Genomic DNA, 16,003 nt, shown 5'->3' on the forward strand with positions numbered 1-16,003 from the left:
GGTCACTGGTTCAATCCCAGTATCGCGCACTAGGTGCTTAAAGCACCTAGTGGGGTTCGATAAGAATCCCGAATGCGGATGTAGCGCAGTTGGTAGCGCATCACCTTGCCAAGGTGAGGGTCGCGAGTTCGAGTCTCGTCATCCGCTCAAATAAGAACGCTCCTGTTCGGGATTCCGGACAGGAGCGTTTTGTCGTGCACTTTGAAAGTTTCAAGAGCACTTATGACTCTTTAGCCCTTTTGGCATTACCTTGATGCGGATGAGCTGTATTTCAGCGGCGAAGAATGCAGCTCCTGCAGAGCTTATTGCTGCGTCGCTTGGAGCGCTCATGCATACTGGCACCATGAAACTGTTTCTTGCGTCCTACCTTCATCCGCAGCTGCGCGAATTCTTACACGGCAAAATCTTGTACATCGATGACGCTGCTGTGGGGATGGAAGAAGTGTCGTTTGCACAGAAGGAGCGGGAAGAAGTGGCTTCTATTGCATCCGACTTTGTTTCACTGACCGTTGCGAATACCACGCTTGAAGAGTTTGAGACTCAAGTAAAGAAGGCGGATTGTGTCTACGTCGCAAGCGGTAATGCTTACCGCGTACTGTATGAGTTAAAGAAGTCTGGTGCCTTCGAACTGCTTTCTGAAGCGGTTCGCGGCGGTTTGCCATATGCTGGCAGCTCGGCGGGTGCGGTCCTTGCCGGGCCATCGGTCGAACCGATTTCCGTTATGGATGATCCAGGTGCTGTTCCAGAATTGCATGATCGTACGGCTCTATCACTTACTCCCTACGTTGTAGTTCCTCACGCACAGGGAACTACTGGCCCATACACAATTTCGGTTATTAGTGAAACGGTTCAAAAGTACGGAAAAGACTGGAACCTGGTGCTTTTGCGTGATGGGCAGGCACTGCTGATTAATGATGATTGCGTTGAATTGATTTAAAAGGTCCTATCTCGTACAGGCGGCCATACCCACCAGGCGTGGCGTCGATTGGCGGGTGCGTCAATTTCCGCATGGAGGCGTTAACCATTTACCGAAAATAGTGTGCATTAACACATTTCCTATGGCACAGGGAACTAAGTCGAATGGGGCAGCGACTACTTAGGCAACCGCTGCTCGTTCGGTTGGTTGGTATCCTGACTTGCTTTAAGCAAGGCTTAGGTTATTGGCCATTGTTTCGGGTGCGGTTATAGCATGTATTTACCCATTCGCAAGCCATGCAATTCGAGGAGAAAACTATGCACTTTCGTCGCTCCACCAGTCTGTTTGCGCTCGGTGCTGCCGCGTCCATGCTCGCCATGTCCGCGCCTGCAGCCTTGGCACACGACTCTGTGATCGGCGGCAATGTGGTCAGTGATTCTCCGCTGCAGGAGTTTCCGGAGGAGATCACTCTGGAGTTTTCCGCAGTACCTAGGGACGACTTCAACACCTTCGCCGTCACCGACACTAAGACGGGCGAGGTGCTTTTCGACGCCGAGCCCGAAATCAAACAGCGTGAGCTCACCATCGAGGTTCCGGACGATGTAAAGCCGGGACCTGGCGAGTACCAGGTGGGCTTCCAGATCACCTCCTCGGACGGGCATGCAACCCGTGGTTCCGTTCCGTTTAGCGTTGCCGGCTCTGCCGACGGCGCAGCGGGCGATGCCGCAGACGGCGATGACGCGAATGACGCTGCTGCTAAACAAGATGAAACCAACTCCGAGGGCCTGCCGCCCGCCGCACTGTGGGCGCTGGGCATCGTCGGTGTTCTGGCTATCGTCGCCGTGGTCATCATGGCCGGTGCAAAGATGCGCCGGGCAAATGACCTGGACTCTTAACACCCACCCCTTTTAAGACGCAGGCAAGGCACAAATAAAACGAGTGCCTTCGCGCCTTAAAGCTTGGACAAGAAAGACATCTAATGATGAAGATGCGTAATATCGTTGTTTCTGCCGTTGCCGTCAGCGCACTCTGGCTGGCTGGCTGCTCCAACAGCGAGCAGGATTCCGGTGCCGAAAAGGAAGCTGCAACCAGCGCGGCTCCGGCAAGCGCAAGCGCCTCCGATAAGCAGGCAGGCGATGTCACCATCGAGGACGGCGTGGTTCGCGCCATGGCTGAGGATGCGGAGATGACTGCCATCTTCGGCACCATCCATAACGATTCCGACAAGGACATCACCGTCACTGGCTTTAGCTCCTCCATCAACGCCGAGAAGAACCAGGTGCACGAGGTTGTTGACGGTGTAATGCAGGAAAAGAAAGGCGGCCTGAAGATTCCGGCCGGTGGCACCGCAGAACTCAAGCCAGGCGGCGATCACTTCATGCTGATGGGCGTGAAGGAACCAGTCATGGCAGGCGAGACGGTCAAGGTCACCCTCTTGCTTGAGGACGGTTCCAAGGTCGAGGCCGGTGAGGTGCCGGTGCGCGAAATCGGCGCCGGCGATGAGAACTACGGCGACATGTCTGGCATGGATCATGGCTCTATGGACCACGGCGACATGTCGGGCATGGATCACGGTTCGATGGATCATGGCTCTATGGACCACGGTTCGATGGAGCACGGCGAGCACTCGCACCACTAAAGGCTAAAGCCGACGCGCGGGTGGATTACTCACGCGCCAGCATTGGAATGAGTAGTAGGGAAAAGAACATGGATGAGTCCTTAAAATCTGCATCTTCCTCCGCGCGTGAGACCACGGAGTTTTTGAGCCGACGCGGCCTGCTGGTTGGCGGCGCCGTCGCGGCCAGCGCGGTGGCGGTGGCCAGCTGCGCTTCACCTTCTCGCGACGATTCTGACTCTGGGTCTGGTGCGGCAGCTGCTGCTGGGCAGCCAGCGCAGGATGAAGCAGCCGAGATCATGGGCGATAATATCGTCGCATTCGATGGCGAGCACCAGGCCGGAATCGAGACCCCGCCGCAGGCACACGTGGCGCTCGTGGGCTTTGACTTAAAAGATTCCACCACCAAGCGAGGCGCCAAGGCACTGATGCGGTTGTGGACTGAGGACGCACGCCGACTGTGCACCGCAGAAAACCCCTTGGGCAGCCTGGAGCCGGAGCTAGCGCAAACCCCGGCTAGCCTTACCGTGACCTGCGGTTGGGGAGAAGGCTTCTTTGCCCGGACGGGCGTCGCCAAGCCGGAGTGGCTCCGGGATGTGCGCGCGTACAAGCGCGATAAGTTGCGCCCGGAATGGGGCCAAAGCGATGTGGTGCTGCAGATTTGCAGCGATGATCCGCTAACGGCGGCGCACGTGATGCGGCACATGACCCGTGCGGGTGCGAGCTACGTGGACACCAAGTGGGTACAGCAGGGCTTTGGTCATGCCAACGGCGCCGCGAAGAAGGGGGAGACCGCGCGCAATCTCTTCGGGCAAAAGGATGGCACTGTCAATCCGCACACTCCAGAGGAATTCCGGGAGCAGGTCTGGATCGATAAAGGAAAATTCGCCGGCGGCAGCGCCATGGTCGTGCGCCGAATCCACATGAATCTGGACGCGTGGGAAGAGCTTGACCGCGCTTCCAGGGAAAACTCCACTGGCCGCAAGCTGGACTCCGGTGCGCCGATGCACGGCACCGAGGAATTCGATGCCGTGGACCTCAACGCGCGCGATAAGTTCGGATTGAAGGCAATTGACCCGGCATCCCACGTGGCGCGCGCCCATCCGCCGAAGGACCATCCGGAGCAGAAGATTCTGCGCCGGCCGTTCAACTACAACCTCCCACCGAGCGCGGAAAACCCAGGTGAGCTGTCTAATGCAGGGCAGATTTTCATCTGTTATCAAAAGGATCCGAGTAAGCAATTTGAGCCCATTCAAGCCCGCCTTGATGAGCAAGATTTGCTCAATACGTGGATTACCCACATCGGCTCAGCCATGTACTTTGTACCGGCCGGTACCACCTCTAACTCCTACTGGGGCGAGTCGCTTCTTGAGGGTTAAGCGGGGTAGAATCTTTCGCTGTAACTCTACGATTAGCTTTGGTCGGCCAGGTATGTCGATCGAAGCGTGAGCGCATAAGGAGCGCAAGTCTAAATGGCGGAAATGATTCCAGCTGTACCGGTGAACTACGAGCCTTTTAAGGTGCCAGCAGGCACTGCCGTAGGCGCAGCAATGCGGGAGCTCGAGCTTCCAAACAAGGGCCCAGAGGCAGTCGTCGTCGTACGCGGCGCCGATGGAGCTCTCTACGATCTCTCGCATACGCCGACTGCCGACGCCGAATTCACCCCAGTTGCAGCAAGCGAGGAGGACGGCCGCGCTGTCATCCGTCACTCCACTGCACACGTGATGGCACAGGCAGTTCAGGCTGAGTTCCCGGGTACCAAGCTGGGTATCGGTCCGGCCATTGAAAACGGCTTCTACTTCGACTTCCAGACCGCCGAGCCTTTCACGCCGGAGGATCTGAAGAAGATCGAAAAGCGCATGAAGAAGATCATCAAGACTGGTCAGCGCTTTGAACGCCGCGTGTATTCCTCCAACGAGGAAGCAGAGGCGGCACTTACTGAAGAGCCATTCAAGCTGGAGCTCATCCAGGACAAGGGCAACGTTGACCCAGACTCCGATGAGGCAGCAGAGGTTGGAGCAGGCGATCTGACGCACTACGACAACATCAACCCGCGCACCGGCGAGGTGGAGTGGTTCGATCTCTGCCGTGGTCCGCACCTGCCAACCACCAAGTACATTCCGGCGTTTACCTTGACCCGTTCCTCGGCTGCTTATTGGCGCGGTGACCAGTCCAAGGCTGGTCTGCAGCGCATCTACGGCACCGCTTTCGAGTCCAAGGAGGCGCTTGAGGCCTACCAGCACATGATTGCGGAGGCAGAAAAGCGTGACCACCGCCGTCTGGGCCAGGAGCTTGACCTTTTCTCCTTCCCGGATGAGATTGGCTCCGGCTTCCCGGTCTTCCACCCGAACGGCGCCATCGTGCGTATGGAGATGGAAGAGCACTCCCGCCGCCGTCACATCGAGGATGGATACTCCTTCGTCTCCACCCCGCACCTGACCAAGGGAGACTTGTTCAAGAAGTCTGGCCACCTGGACTTCTACGCGGACGGCATGTTCCCGGCCATGGCTTTGGACGGCGAGTATGACGAGGACGGTAACTGCACCAAGCAGCCGCAGGATTACTACGCGAAGCCGATGAACTGCCCGATGCACAACCTCATCTTCGGTTCCCGTGGCCGTTCTTACCGCGAGCTGCCGCTGCGTCTGTTCGAGTTCGGTACTGTCTACCGCTACGAGAAGTCCGGCGTTATCCACGGCCTGACCCGTGCTCGCGGCTTTACCCAGGATGACTCCCACATCTACTGCACCCCGGAGCAGCTGGAAGAAGAGCTGACCAAGGTTTTGGACTTCATCATTTCCTTGTTGAAGGACTACGGCCTGGATGACTTCTACCTGGAGCTTTCCACCAAGGATCCCAACAAGTATGTCGGTACCGACGAGATCTGGGAGCGTTCTACTTCCATCCTGCAGTCGGTGGCTGAAAAGTCCGGTCTGGACCTGGTTCCAGATCCTGCAGGTGCTGCTTTCTACGGCCCGAAGATCTCCGTGCAGGCGCGCGATGCCATCGGCCGTACCTGGCAGATGTCTACCGTGCAGCTGGACTTCAACCTGCCGGAGCGCTTCGAGCTCGAGTACACCGCGTCCGACGGCACCAAGCAGCGCCCGATTATGATCCACCGCGCGCTGTTCGGCTCCATCGAGCGCTTCTTCGGCGTGCTGCTGGAGCACTACGCCGGCGCATTCCCGGCATGGCTGGCTCCGCACCAGGTAGTTGGCATCCCGGTTGCAGACGAGTTCTCCCCGCACTTGGAGGAGATCGCTGCGAAGCTGCGCAAGCGCGGCATCCGTGCCGACGTGGATACCTCTGACGACCGCATGCAGAAGAAGATCCGCAATCACCCCACCGGCAAGGTGCCTTTCATGCTGCTCGCCGGCGAGCGCGACGTCGACGCAAATGCCGTCTCTTTCCGCTTCCTCGACGGTTCGCAGGTCAACGGCGTGCCGGTGGATGAGGCTATCGAGCTCATTGCTGCATGGGTTGCTGAGCGCATCAACGAGCAGCCGAACGAAGAGTTGATCAGTGCACGACGCTAACGAGCAATACGTCGATTCCGGGGCAGGGGAACCAGACCGCCTTGAGCGGCTGTGGGCTCCCTACCGGATGGCGTATATCTCGAAGCGTTCGAAGGACCCCTTCGTTGAGGCTCCCAAAGGCAGCGATGAGGACGGGCTAATCATTGCCCGCGGCGAGTATGTCTACGCTTTGCTGAACCTTTTCCCTATAACTCGGGACATTTAATGGTGGTGCCTTATCGCAAGGAATCCCAGCTGGAGAACTTGACTCTAGAGGAATCCCACGAGCTGATGGCCTTCGCCCAGAAGGCGGTACGTGTTTTAAAGCGCGTGTCCAAACCGGAAGCAATCAACGTGGGCTTCAACCTGGGCAAGGCGTCTGGCGGTTCTGTGGGAGATCACTTACATTTGCATGTGGTTCCCCGGTGGGCCGGTGACAGCAACTTTATGACTGTCTTGGAGGGCACTAAAGTGTTGCCTCAGTTATTACAAGAGACTCGCGCCCTTTTGGCCCAAGGCTGGCGGGAGATCGATGAGGAGGATTCCCATGCTTAGCGTTCACGGGCGAAAGCCAGCGGCAGTCGTCGTGGAACCCGTGGCAAAGCTGTTTCTGAAGATGGGGCTGACCCCCAACGTGGTCACCATCGTCGGAACTCTTGTCACCATTGCTATCGCAGTCGTCTGCATTCCTCTGGATCACCTGTTCGCGGCAGCGGTGCTCTCTGGTCTCTTTGCGGCCTTTGACATGCTCGACGGCACGATGGCCCGCATGACCACGGGCGGGTCCAAGTTTGGCGCGACTCTCGATGCCTCCTGTGATCGCATCACCGACGGAGCCCTGTTTTCTGCCATCTTGTACTGGCTGGTCTACGTCGATAACGCTCGCCCCATCCACGTGGTGGCCTGCCTCATCGTGCTGGTTTCTTCGCAGGTCATTTCCTATATCAAGGCCCGCGGCGAGGCTTCTGGCTTCAAGATGGTCGGCGGCCTGATCGAGCGCCCAGAGCGCCTCATCATCGGCCTGGCCGGTATTGGCTTGGAGGGCTTGGGCGTTCCTGACGCCATCGAGATCGCCCTGTGGATCCTTGTATTCGGTTCCATCTTTACCGTCATTCAGCGCATGGTCCAGGCTGCCCGCCAGGACACGAAGGCCCGTTTCACCCCAGACCTTTAAGGATTAATGCCTATGGCCCTTCTTCCTGGATTAGACCGTGAGCGACTGTCTGCCGCCGGCTACTTAGCTGGGTGGCGGTTGGTGCGTTTGTTGCCGGAGAAGTGGGCCAAGCGCCTTTTTGACTGGGGCGCAGACCGCGCCAGCGATGATGGCCGCGGCATGGAGCAACTGCGCCGAAACTTAGCGCGCGCGGTGGGCCCAGAAAACGTCACTCGCGAGTTGGTGCGCAATTCCATGCGTTCCTATATGCGCTACTGGCGGGAGGCATTCTGCCTGCCGTTGATCCATCAGGACCCGGATCTGCACTCCAAGCTGCTTTCCGGTTTGCAGGGCTTAGAGAACTTCGACGAGTCCATGGCCCGCGGCAAAGGCGTCATCTTGGTGCTTCCGCACACTGGCAACTGGGACATGGCCGGGGTGTTTCTGGTGGGCCACTATGGCCAATTCACCACGGTTGCAGAAAGGCTCAAGCCGGAGGTGCTTTTCGACGCCTTCGTGGACTTCCGCGAGTCCCTAGGCTTTGAGGTCATCGCCCTGACCGGAGAGAAGACCTCACCTTTTGGCCGGCTCCAGGAAGTCTTGGAAGCCGGTGGCGTGGTCTGCCTGGTGGCCGAGCGCGACCTCACTCGTACTGGTGTCACGGTCGACTTCATGGGCGAGGAAGCCAACATGGCTGCCGGCCCAGCCCGCCTGGCCATGGAAACCGGGGCGGCATTGCACGTGGTCCACTCCTGGTTCGAGGATGAAGGCTGGGGCCTTTCCGTCAGCCCGCAGGTGGAAGTCACCAATGTGCAGGAGACTACCCAACGCCTAGCCGATGGCTTCGCCGCGAACATCAAGGCCCACCCGGCGGACTGGCATATGCTGCAGCCGCAGTGGAATGTAGACGTTAAACGCCGCGCGGCCGAACGCGCCGCACGCCGCGCAGCCAAGGACAAACGTACGTCCCAAGAAAAGCTCGAAGATGACGGTAAAAAGTAAGGAAGTAGGCAGTAGTGCGTATCGGAATCGTATGCCCGTATTCCTTTGATGAGCCAGGCGGCGTGCAGGCCCACATCTTGGATTTGGCCACCGTCTTTATCGAGCAAGGCCATCACGTGGAGGTCCTTGGCCCAGCAGCGCCGGAGACACAGCTGCCGAGCTTTGTTATGAAAGGCGGGCGCGCCATTCCGATTACCTACAACGGCTCCGTGGCCCGCTTGTCCGTAGGCCCGCAGGTAAAGCGCAACGCCAAGAAGTTTATCGAACGCGGCAACTTCGACGTGCTGCACATCCATGAGCCGAACTCGCCGAGCTACTCCATGGTTGCGTTGGCACAAGCCAAAGGTCCCATCGTGGCGACCTATCACGCCTCGGCTTCTAGCTCGCTCGTGTTGAAGCTGGCCAAGCCTTTCCTCACACCAATTCTGGAGAAGGTGCGCGGCGGCATTGCCGTCTCAGAGATGGCCCGCCGCTGGCAGGTGGAACAACTCGGCGGCGACCCAGTACTTATTCCGAATGGCGTGGATACCTCCGTGTATGCGGCTGCCCGCAAGCGCGTCGCTGCGCAACCAGACCAAGAAGGGCAGCCAGGGCAATCCGGGCAGAAGGTGCCCGAGATTGTGTTCTTGGGGCGTCTCGACGAGCCACGCAAGGGCCTGGATATTTTGCTGGAGGCTCTCACGATGGTGGACACGGACGTCAAGGTCACCGTCATGGGCGGCGGCCGCCCGCGTGAGGTTGAGGGAGTGGATTTCGTTGGCCGCGTGAGCGATGTGGAAAAGGCGGAGATCCTCGGCCGCGCTGATATCTATGTCGCTCCTAACACCGGCGGCGAAAGCTTCGGCATCGTCCTGGTAGAGGCGATGGCTGCAGGTTGCGCGGTGGTAGCTTCCGATCTTGAAGCCTTTGCCGCCGTTTGCGACGCCGATTCTGAAACCCCAGCCGGTGCGTTGTTCCGCAACGAGGATGCCCGCGACCTCGCGCGGGTGCTCAACCTTGTCCTGCAAGACAAAGATAAGCGCAATGCTTTAGTTGAAGCCGGTACCGAGCGTGCTCGCACCTACGATTGGGACCATGTGGCCGCTGCCGTGATGAAGGTTTATGAGACTGTGCAGGACGGAACTAAGGTCCGCACCAAGTAGAAGCGGGCGTTGCCGCCCTTTACCCACAGCAGATTTAAGAGCAGGAAAAGACTATGGCAGTAGAACTGGTTATCGTGATCGTCGCGCTCGTGCTCATCTTGATGTGGGCCTATTTCACCGCGCAGCGGTTGAACTCCCTGCACATCCGCACGGATGCGGCTTTGGCGCAGCTGGAGGCCACCCTTGACCGCCGCGCCGCAGTCGTCGCAGCGCTAGCGCCAGAGCTGGAGGAGGTTGCCTCCCGCGCGGAGTCGAGCGAGCTTACCCAGGGCCATTTTGAGACGCGTTCGGCCCACGAGCGGGAGCTGTCTATCGCGGTCAACGAGCGCTTTGCCGAGCGCCCCGCATTGCTTGCCGACGCCGAGGGGCGCATCCACCTTGCTCATCGCTTCTACAACGAAGCGGTCAGCGATACCCGCTCGCTACGCCTACGCCCCCTTGTGCGCATGTTCCGCCTGGGCGGCACGGCACCGCTGCCGGAGTTCTTCGAGCTCAGTCAGCTGCGGATCACTGAGTAGTTCCTGCTACTGAGCTGTTTGCTTGGTAGAGCTAGTGTTTTCGCGCTTGAGCTCCAAGCGCAGCCAAGACAAAGCAAGGCCTGTCATCACGAGGATGAGCACGTTGCGCGCCAGCAGCAAGAAAGCAGGGAAGAGGCCGTCGCGGCCCGCGTAGAGTACCGCGTCATAGTTGAACGGGTAGACCAGTGTGCCCAGTGCCGCCGCAGCAAGCGTGCACAGTGCGAGGTTGCGCAGCACTTTGCCTACTTTTTCGTCGATATGTTGATGTGCAACCGATGAGGCACGCGGCCAGGCATGCTTGAGCGCTATCGCCAAGATCGGGCCGAGCCAGATGATGTACTGGGTGGAAAAGACCTTGTTGCTGATAAAAAGCAGGCAGATCATCGTGATGAAAAAGGCCAGCGTGCTGCGCGCACCCCAGTTGCCGTTGCGGAAGCGCATGAGTGCGAAGCCGATAGCGAAAAACAGCATCGCCAAGGTCAAAACGTTGCTAAGAACTAACAGCGCGCTAACCCAAGGGCCGGTGATTTCAAAACTCTTGGAGGCAGCGTAGCCGATGGACCAAGTGTCCGGGAAAAGATGCGAGGCAAATACCGGAAGTGTTGCAGGTATCGATTCCACCTGTAGTCCCCGTACTCCCTGGTAGCGCAGCGGGGAAATGAGGCGCTCGACGTCATTGAAGGTGATGACGAGCAGGCAGATGCCCACGATGGAAGCGAAGAACGCGCTAAGGCGCTGCCAAGTCGCACGGGCATTGAAGCGGCCAACCAGGCCTGCGGCGAGCACGCCCGGCCACAGCTTCATCGTGGTGGCAAGGCCAAGCAACGCCGCTGCAAGCCGCGAGTTGCGGCCAAGAAGCATTCCTGCGGCAGCAACTGCCAGAGCCGGAAAAATATCGAGGCGCCAGACAAAGACCTGGCCCACTGCGGTTCCAAAGATGACCCAAAACCATGCGGCGACGAAGGCCTGCGGCTTGCGGCGCCAGCCGTGAAGCAAGACCATGAGGAAAGCGGCGTCGACAAGCAGGCACAGTCCTGTAAAAATAACGGTAAAGCTGGTCTGATTCGGGCCGCTCAACCAGCCGACGAGAATCGAAGGCCACGTGCCAGGGTGCGGGTACTCGGTCATATCCGAGGAGTTCGCCCCAAAACGCCCGGAGAAGTAATAGGAGATATCTCCTAGCGGGACGTTATCCCATTGCAGCAGTCCGATGAGGATAAGCCGGAAACAAATCCAGCCAGTCCACACTGCTGGAACGGAACGAAAAATTTTCACCTAAATAATGCTATTAGATGTTCGACTCGATAGTGGATTCGACATCGACGGGTGGGCCGAGCATCAGCAGAACGCCAAAGACCAGCGCAATGATTACGACGAACACGCTCAGAGTGCGCACTGGGAAGCGCACTACCTGGGCCAAAAGCTGCTCGGCAAGGCCGTGTGGCTGCTCAGAATCGCTAAAGCGCCAATGCGGCAGGAACTTATCGTGCTTGTCCGCCCATAGCGCAAACGGGAGCGCGGCAAAAGGTATGACCGAAACGATAAGCCCCAACATGCCCAGGCCAAAGGACCACTTGTTATTGATCCACACCATGACGCCCACGACGATGAAGCAGAGGAAACCAAACCGTGGATACCGCCAGCGATAGGAGTTAGAGCCTCCGTCACACCGGAGTACTTCAGAACCATAGAAAAAATAAGAAATGCCCACGTGAACATCTCCAGGTAGGCAACGACGCGGTGCAGGCGAGCAGGGCGTAAAAAAGACATGCGGCATATCCTACGCGCTAGCCCGGCGCACAGGTAAAGTTGGCAGGGTTGCGTGTGAAGAGCGCACGTTAAGATTGCGCGTTGAGCAAAGAGGGGAGTCCCGCGTAGGTAATGGCTAAGGTGTGCGAGGTTATTGATGTAGCGCCGCTGCACGAAAAGGCTCAGGGTGATGTCTTTTCCGTGCCCATGGTTCCGTCCCAGATTGCGCGCACCTTTGGCGGGCAGGTGGTGGCCCAGGCGCTCGCTGCAGCCCAGCACACCGTTGAAGGAAAGCTCGTGCATTCCTTGCATGGCTACTTCGTGGGCCCGGGTGATGCCGCCGCGCCTGCGCGTGCCGAGGTAGAGCGCGTGCGGGACGGCCGTTCCTTTGCTACCCGTCAGGTGCGCATTTTCCAAGACGATCGCCTGATTTTCATGCTCAACGCGGGTTTCCACATCGCCGATGACTTTGGTCCTGAGCACCAGGACGCCATGCCGGAGGTTATGGGCCCGGAGGAGGCTGCCGCCGCCGGCGGTGGTGGTGCTCCTTATTCCACACGCATCATCCTGCGCGAGTGGGAAGACTGGGATATCCGTTTGGTCCCGCAGGAAAGCCGTGACCCTGAACTTGCCGAAGCCACAGGCGCTGGGTTCCGCTACGTGTGGTTCCGCAATACCTCGCAAGAATTTGCGGCGTCAGAAAGCAGCCAGGATGCCCACCGTGCGGCACTTGCCTATATGTCTGACATGACCTTAATCCGTGCTTCGCTGCTGCCACACCAAGGCGAGCAAGTACAGCTTGCCAGCCTGGATCACTCGATCTGGTTCCTGCGTCCAGTGCGTGTTAATGAGTGGTTGCTGTATGTGCAGGAATCACCATCCGCGCAGAATGCGACAGGTCTGGCCACCGGAAAGATCTTTAACCAAGGCGGGGATTTGGTTGCCGTGGTGGTCCAGGAAGGGCTTACCCGAACGGTGCGCGAGGGCATGCAGGTAGGCTCGCACAACGGCAATTGGCAAAACGTCTAGAAAAATATTCACTCAAACGCCGGAAAACGGTGGGGGCTGTTTTCAACTGCTCTACGCCCGTCCGTATAATTGCAGGCAGTTTCATAGAGCCACAATGAAAGGGATGAAATGTCCGGACACTCCAAATGGGCTACTACCAAGCACAAGAAGGCTGCTAACGATGCCAAGCGTGGCAAGGAATTTGCCAAGCTGATTAAGAACATCGAGGTCGCGGCCCGCACCGGTGGTGGCGATCCGGCTGCTAACCCGACTCTCGATGACATGATCAAGAAGGCCAAGAAGGCCTCCGTGCCGAACGATAACATCGAGCGCGCCCGTAAGCGCGGCTCCGGCGAAGAGGCCGGCGGTGCCGACTGGGAGACCATCATGTACGAGGGCTACGGCCCGAACGGTGTGGCAATGCTCATCGAGTGCCTTACCGATAACCGCAACCGTGCAGCCACCGATGTTCGCACCGCAATGTCCAAGAACGGCGGCAACCTCGGCGAGTCCGGTTCCGTTGCCTACATGTTCTCCCGCACCGGCATTGTTTTGGTCAACAAGGGCGAGCTGAGCGAGGATGACGTCCTGATGGCAGTTCTGGAAGCAGGCGCTGAAGAGGTCAACGACCTGGGCGAGAAGTTCGAGGTTGTCTGCCAGCCGGGCGATATCCCGGCAGTTAAGGAAGCCCTGGTTGAGGCTGGCATCGAGGTCGACGACAATGAGACCGACTTCCGCGCATCCGTTGAGGTTCCGCTGGGTGCCGCTGATGCTCGTAAGATCTTCCGCCTCATCGACGCGCTGGAAGAATCCGATGACGTGCAGAACGTCTACACCAACATGGATCTTTCTGAAGAGGTTCTGGCCGAGCTCGAGCAGGACTAGCATTTAGCCAGGCTCTGCCACTTCGCACCGCGCCTTATTCTCCGCCTCGCGTAGGCGATAAGGAGAAAAGGCGCGGTTGCTCGTTTTAACCCCGCTCCATTTTTAGAACATGTGTGTGTATGATGTGGGAGGATCTTTTTCCTGAACTTCGCTCGGATTCCAAATCCAACTACCCACAGAAAGGCTTGCCGTGAACCTTGAAGGCTTGCGCGTCATGGGCATTGACCCAGGGCTTACCCGCTGTGGCCTTTCGGTAGTCCAGGCTGGGCGCGGTCGCGCGGTGATTCCCGTGGCAGTCGGCGTGGCGCGTACGCCGAGCGATAAAGAGCTAACCGAGCGTCTGCTGCGTCTTTCGGTGGCAGTTAAAGAGTGGATGGATGATTACCGTCCCGATGTGGTCGCTATCGAGCGCGTCTTCGAACGCGGCGAGGTCTCCACCGTCATGCAGACCGCCCATGTGGTTGGGGTAGTGGTGCTTGCTGCTGCTGAGCGCAACATCCCAGTGCACATGTACACCCCGTCTGAGGTAAAGAAAGCCATCTCCGGCAATGGCCGCGCCGATAAGAAGCAGATGACGGTAATGATTACCCGTATCCTTGGCTTGAGTGAAGCACCCAAGCCTGCCGACGCCGCCGATGCCCTAGCGCTTGCCGTATGCCACTGTTGGCGCGCACCCGCTTTGGCCCGCGTGGGGGAGAGCACCGGCTCTTGGCCTAAGACCAGCGGCGTGAAGGGCCGGGCCAATAAGCCGCGGACATCGTCTGGTACGTAGCCGGGGTGCCGGCCAGCATGACGCTATCCAGACTCGCACTGCTTTACTTACTGTTTCATCGCTTTAGATTTCATCCCGTCAAATAAAGGAGCCCCACCCACATGATTGCCTCGCTACGCGGAACCGTGTTGACCATCGGCCTTGACCACGCTGTCATCGAATGCGCGGGCGTGGGGTATAAGTTTCTCGCCACCCCAGTAACTCTCGGAACCCTGCGTCGCGGGGAGGAAGCTACCGTGCTTACCTCCATGGTGGTCAAGGAAGACTCCATGACTTTGTATGGTTTCGGCAACGATGAAGACCGCGAGATGTTTCACGTGCTGCAGTCCGTCTCCGGCTTGGGGCCAAAGCTGGCAGTAGCGGCGCTGTCCGTGATGGGAGCGGGGCAGTTGGCAGCGGCAATCTCTAGCGGTGACGCAAAGACACTGCAGTCTATTCCTGGAGTGGGCAAGCGCATGGCAGAACGCCTAGCGCTAGAGCTGAAGGACAAGGTCAGCGTCTTTGCCCCCCAAGCAGGAGCCGGCGAAGTTACAACGGGTACTTCCGCTGTGGCCCATGCACCGGTAGTCGAGCAGGTCGTGGAAGCGCTCGTTGGACTGGGCTTTAGCGATAAGGCGGCGCGGCCCGTCGTGGAATCTATTGTGGAGGCAGATCCGGCAGCCGAGACTTCCACCGTCTTGCGCGGTGCACTGGCACAATTGGGACGCAAGAAGTAACTTTCGCAGTTCATATTCGCTTTGAGTCTTAACCCCCGCCCGACTATCTAAATTAAGTGAGAATGCATGTCCGATGTAGAACGCACTGAGTTTCAGCTCCCTGAGGGGCTAGCTGACCCGAGCGCGCCGCAGCGCAACCTCGACGTTGATGCGAGCGAGCAGGTGGGCGAGCACGACATTGAGCGTTCCTTGCGTCCGAAGTCCATTGAGGAATTCATCGGCCAGCCCAAAGTGCGCGAACAGCTCTCACTGGTGTTGAAGGGTGCTAAGAACCGTGGGGTAACTCCAGACCACGTGTTGCTCTCGGGCCCGCCTGGCCTGGGTAAGACCACCATGGCGATGATCATTGCGCAGGAACTCGGCACGTCATTGCGCATGACCTCCGGCCCAGCGCTGGAGCGTGCCGGTGACCTGGCTGCCATGCTGTCTAACCTGATGGAGGGTGACGTCCTATTCATCGATGAGATCCACCGCATCGCACGTCCGGCAGAAGAAATGCTGTACATGGCAATGGAGGATTTCCGCATCGATGTCATCGTGGGCAAGGGCCCTGGTGCTACTTCCATCCCGTTGGAGATTCCGCCTTTTACCTTGGTGGGCGCTACCACCCGCGCCGGCATGCTGACCGGCCCGCTGCGTGACCGCTTTGGTTTCACTGCGCAGATGGAGTACTACGACACTGCTGACCTGACACGAGTAATCACCCGTGCAGCAAAGATTTTGGACGTTTCCATCGATGAAGATGCTGCCGTAGAGATCGGTTCTCGCTCGCGCGGTACGCCGCGTATTGCGAATCGCCTGCTGCGCCGCGTGCGTGACTTTGCCGAGGTCAACGGTGACGGCCACATTGACCTCGCCGCAGCGCAGGGCGCGCTGGCCGTCTTCGACGTCGATGAAAAAGGTCTGGACCGCCTCGACCGCGCGGTGCTGGAAGCACTCATCAAGGGCCACGGCGGCGGCCCGGTTGGTGTCAACACCCTCGCAGTAGCGGTGGGTGAGGAGCCTTCCACGG

15 protein-coding genes, 1 tRNA gene and 2 pseudogenes are annotated in these 16,003 nt (G+C 58.7%); 16 read left to right on the forward strand and 2 right to left on the reverse strand.

Going from position 1 to position 16,003, the window contains the following annotated elements:
- Positions 1-74 precede the first annotated feature (74 nt).
- The 11 genes and pseudogenes from HMPREF2724_RS10070 (at position 75) to HMPREF2724_RS10120 (ending at position 9,861) form a co-directional block, all read left to right on the forward strand.
- A tRNA-Gly gene (locus HMPREF2724_RS10070) sits at positions 75-147 on the forward strand.
- A gap of 112 nt (positions 148-259) precedes the next feature.
- Positions 260-937: a Type 1 glutamine amidotransferase-like domain-containing protein gene (locus HMPREF2724_RS10075; protein WP_235591047.1), complete on the forward strand. Its 678-nt coding sequence runs from the start codon at positions 260-262 to the stop codon at positions 935-937.
- A 296-nt stretch (positions 938-1,233) separates the two neighbouring features.
- Positions 1,234-1,812, forward strand: a complete 579-nt coding sequence (locus tag HMPREF2724_RS10080; RefSeq protein WP_070456535.1) for a copper resistance CopC family protein — start codon at positions 1,234-1,236, stop codon at positions 1,810-1,812.
- Positions 1,813-1,895: 83 nt separating this feature from the next.
- On the forward strand, positions 1,896-2,555 hold the full coding sequence (locus HMPREF2724_RS10085; RefSeq protein WP_062040467.1) for a copper chaperone PCu(A)C: 660 nt from the start codon (positions 1,896-1,898) through the stop codon (positions 2,553-2,555).
- Positions 2,556-2,623: 68 nt separating this feature from the next.
- Positions 2,624-3,910: a Dyp-type peroxidase gene (locus tag HMPREF2724_RS10090; protein WP_070456539.1), complete on the forward strand. Its 1,287-nt coding sequence runs from the start codon at positions 2,624-2,626 to the stop codon at positions 3,908-3,910.
- Positions 3,911-4,003: 93 nt separating this feature from the next.
- Positions 4,004-6,067, forward strand: coding sequence for a threonine--tRNA ligase (gene thrS / locus HMPREF2724_RS10095; protein ID WP_070588466.1), 2,064 nt, complete (start codon positions 4,004-4,006; stop codon positions 6,065-6,067).
- Positions 6,054-6,601 (forward strand): annotated as a pseudogene (locus HMPREF2724_RS10100) (HIT domain-containing protein). Before thrS ends, HMPREF2724_RS10100 begins: the two are co-directional and overlap by 14 nt.
- Positions 6,594-7,220: a phosphatidylinositol phosphate synthase gene (pgsA, locus tag HMPREF2724_RS10105; RefSeq protein WP_061922830.1), complete on the forward strand. Its 627-nt coding sequence runs from the start codon at positions 6,594-6,596 to the stop codon at positions 7,218-7,220. The pseudogene HMPREF2724_RS10100 and the gene pgsA overlap by 8 nt, the downstream one beginning before the upstream one ends.
- A 12-nt stretch (positions 7,221-7,232) precedes the next feature.
- Complete coding sequence (locus HMPREF2724_RS10110; protein WP_070588470.1) at positions 7,233-8,201, forward strand: phosphatidylinositol mannoside acyltransferase; 969 nt, start codon at positions 7,233-7,235, stop codon at positions 8,199-8,201.
- Between the two features lie 14 nt (positions 8,202-8,215).
- Complete coding sequence (locus HMPREF2724_RS10115) at positions 8,216-9,343, forward strand: glycosyltransferase family 4 protein (RefSeq protein WP_070588474.1); 1,128 nt, start codon at positions 8,216-8,218, stop codon at positions 9,341-9,343.
- A gap of 53 nt (positions 9,344-9,396) precedes the next feature.
- Positions 9,397-9,861 carry a hypothetical protein gene (locus HMPREF2724_RS10120; protein ID WP_070498587.1) on the forward strand — a complete coding sequence of 155 codons (465 nt, stop codon included), beginning with the start codon at positions 9,397-9,399 and terminating at the stop codon, positions 9,859-9,861.
- A 6-nt stretch (positions 9,862-9,867) separates the two neighbouring features.
- Here the strand turns inward: HMPREF2724_RS10120 and HMPREF2724_RS10125 are convergent, their stop codons facing one another.
- Both HMPREF2724_RS10125 and HMPREF2724_RS10130 read right to left on the reverse strand, forming a co-directional pair.
- On the reverse strand, positions 9,868-11,136 hold the full coding sequence (locus HMPREF2724_RS10125) for a DUF2029 domain-containing protein (RefSeq protein WP_070588478.1): 1,269 nt from the start codon (positions 11,134-11,136) through the stop codon (positions 9,868-9,870).
- A 13-nt stretch (positions 11,137-11,149) separates the two neighbouring features.
- Positions 11,150-11,631, reverse strand: a pseudogene (locus HMPREF2724_RS10130) (DUF3817 domain-containing protein).
- A gap of 111 nt (positions 11,632-11,742) precedes the next feature.
- Here HMPREF2724_RS10130 and HMPREF2724_RS10135 point away from each other — a divergent pair.
- The 5 genes from HMPREF2724_RS10135 to ruvB all read left to right on the forward strand — a co-directional run.
- The gene (locus HMPREF2724_RS10135) at positions 11,743-12,639 is read left to right on the forward strand and encodes an acyl-CoA thioesterase (protein ID WP_070518779.1); all 897 of its coding nucleotides are present in this window, start codon (positions 11,743-11,745) and stop codon (positions 12,637-12,639) included.
- 108 nt (positions 12,640-12,747) lie between these two features.
- Entirely contained in the window at positions 12,748-13,503 is a 756-nt protein-coding gene (locus HMPREF2724_RS10140) for a YebC/PmpR family DNA-binding transcriptional regulator (RefSeq protein WP_070588480.1), read from the forward strand.
- 190 nt (positions 13,504-13,693) lie between these two features.
- Positions 13,694-14,275 (forward strand): crossover junction endodeoxyribonuclease RuvC, encoded by a 582-nt coding sequence (gene ruvC / locus HMPREF2724_RS10145; RefSeq protein WP_061922809.1) that lies wholly within the window; start codon positions 13,694-13,696, stop codon positions 14,273-14,275.
- Positions 14,276-14,376: 101 nt separating this feature from the next.
- On the forward strand, positions 14,377-14,991 hold the full coding sequence (ruvA, locus tag HMPREF2724_RS10150; RefSeq protein ID WP_062038802.1) for a Holliday junction branch migration protein RuvA: 615 nt from the start codon (positions 14,377-14,379) through the stop codon (positions 14,989-14,991).
- Between the two features lie 66 nt (positions 14,992-15,057).
- A partial coding sequence (gene ruvB / locus HMPREF2724_RS10155; protein ID WP_070588483.1) for a Holliday junction branch migration DNA helicase RuvB occupies positions 15,058-16,003 on the forward strand: 946 nt, incomplete at its 3' end.

The sequence above is a fragment of the Corynebacterium sp. HMSC071F07 genome (assembly GCF_001810285.1).
Taxonomy (GTDB): domain Bacteria; phylum Actinomycetota; class Actinomycetes; order Mycobacteriales; family Mycobacteriaceae; genus Corynebacterium; species Corynebacterium simulans.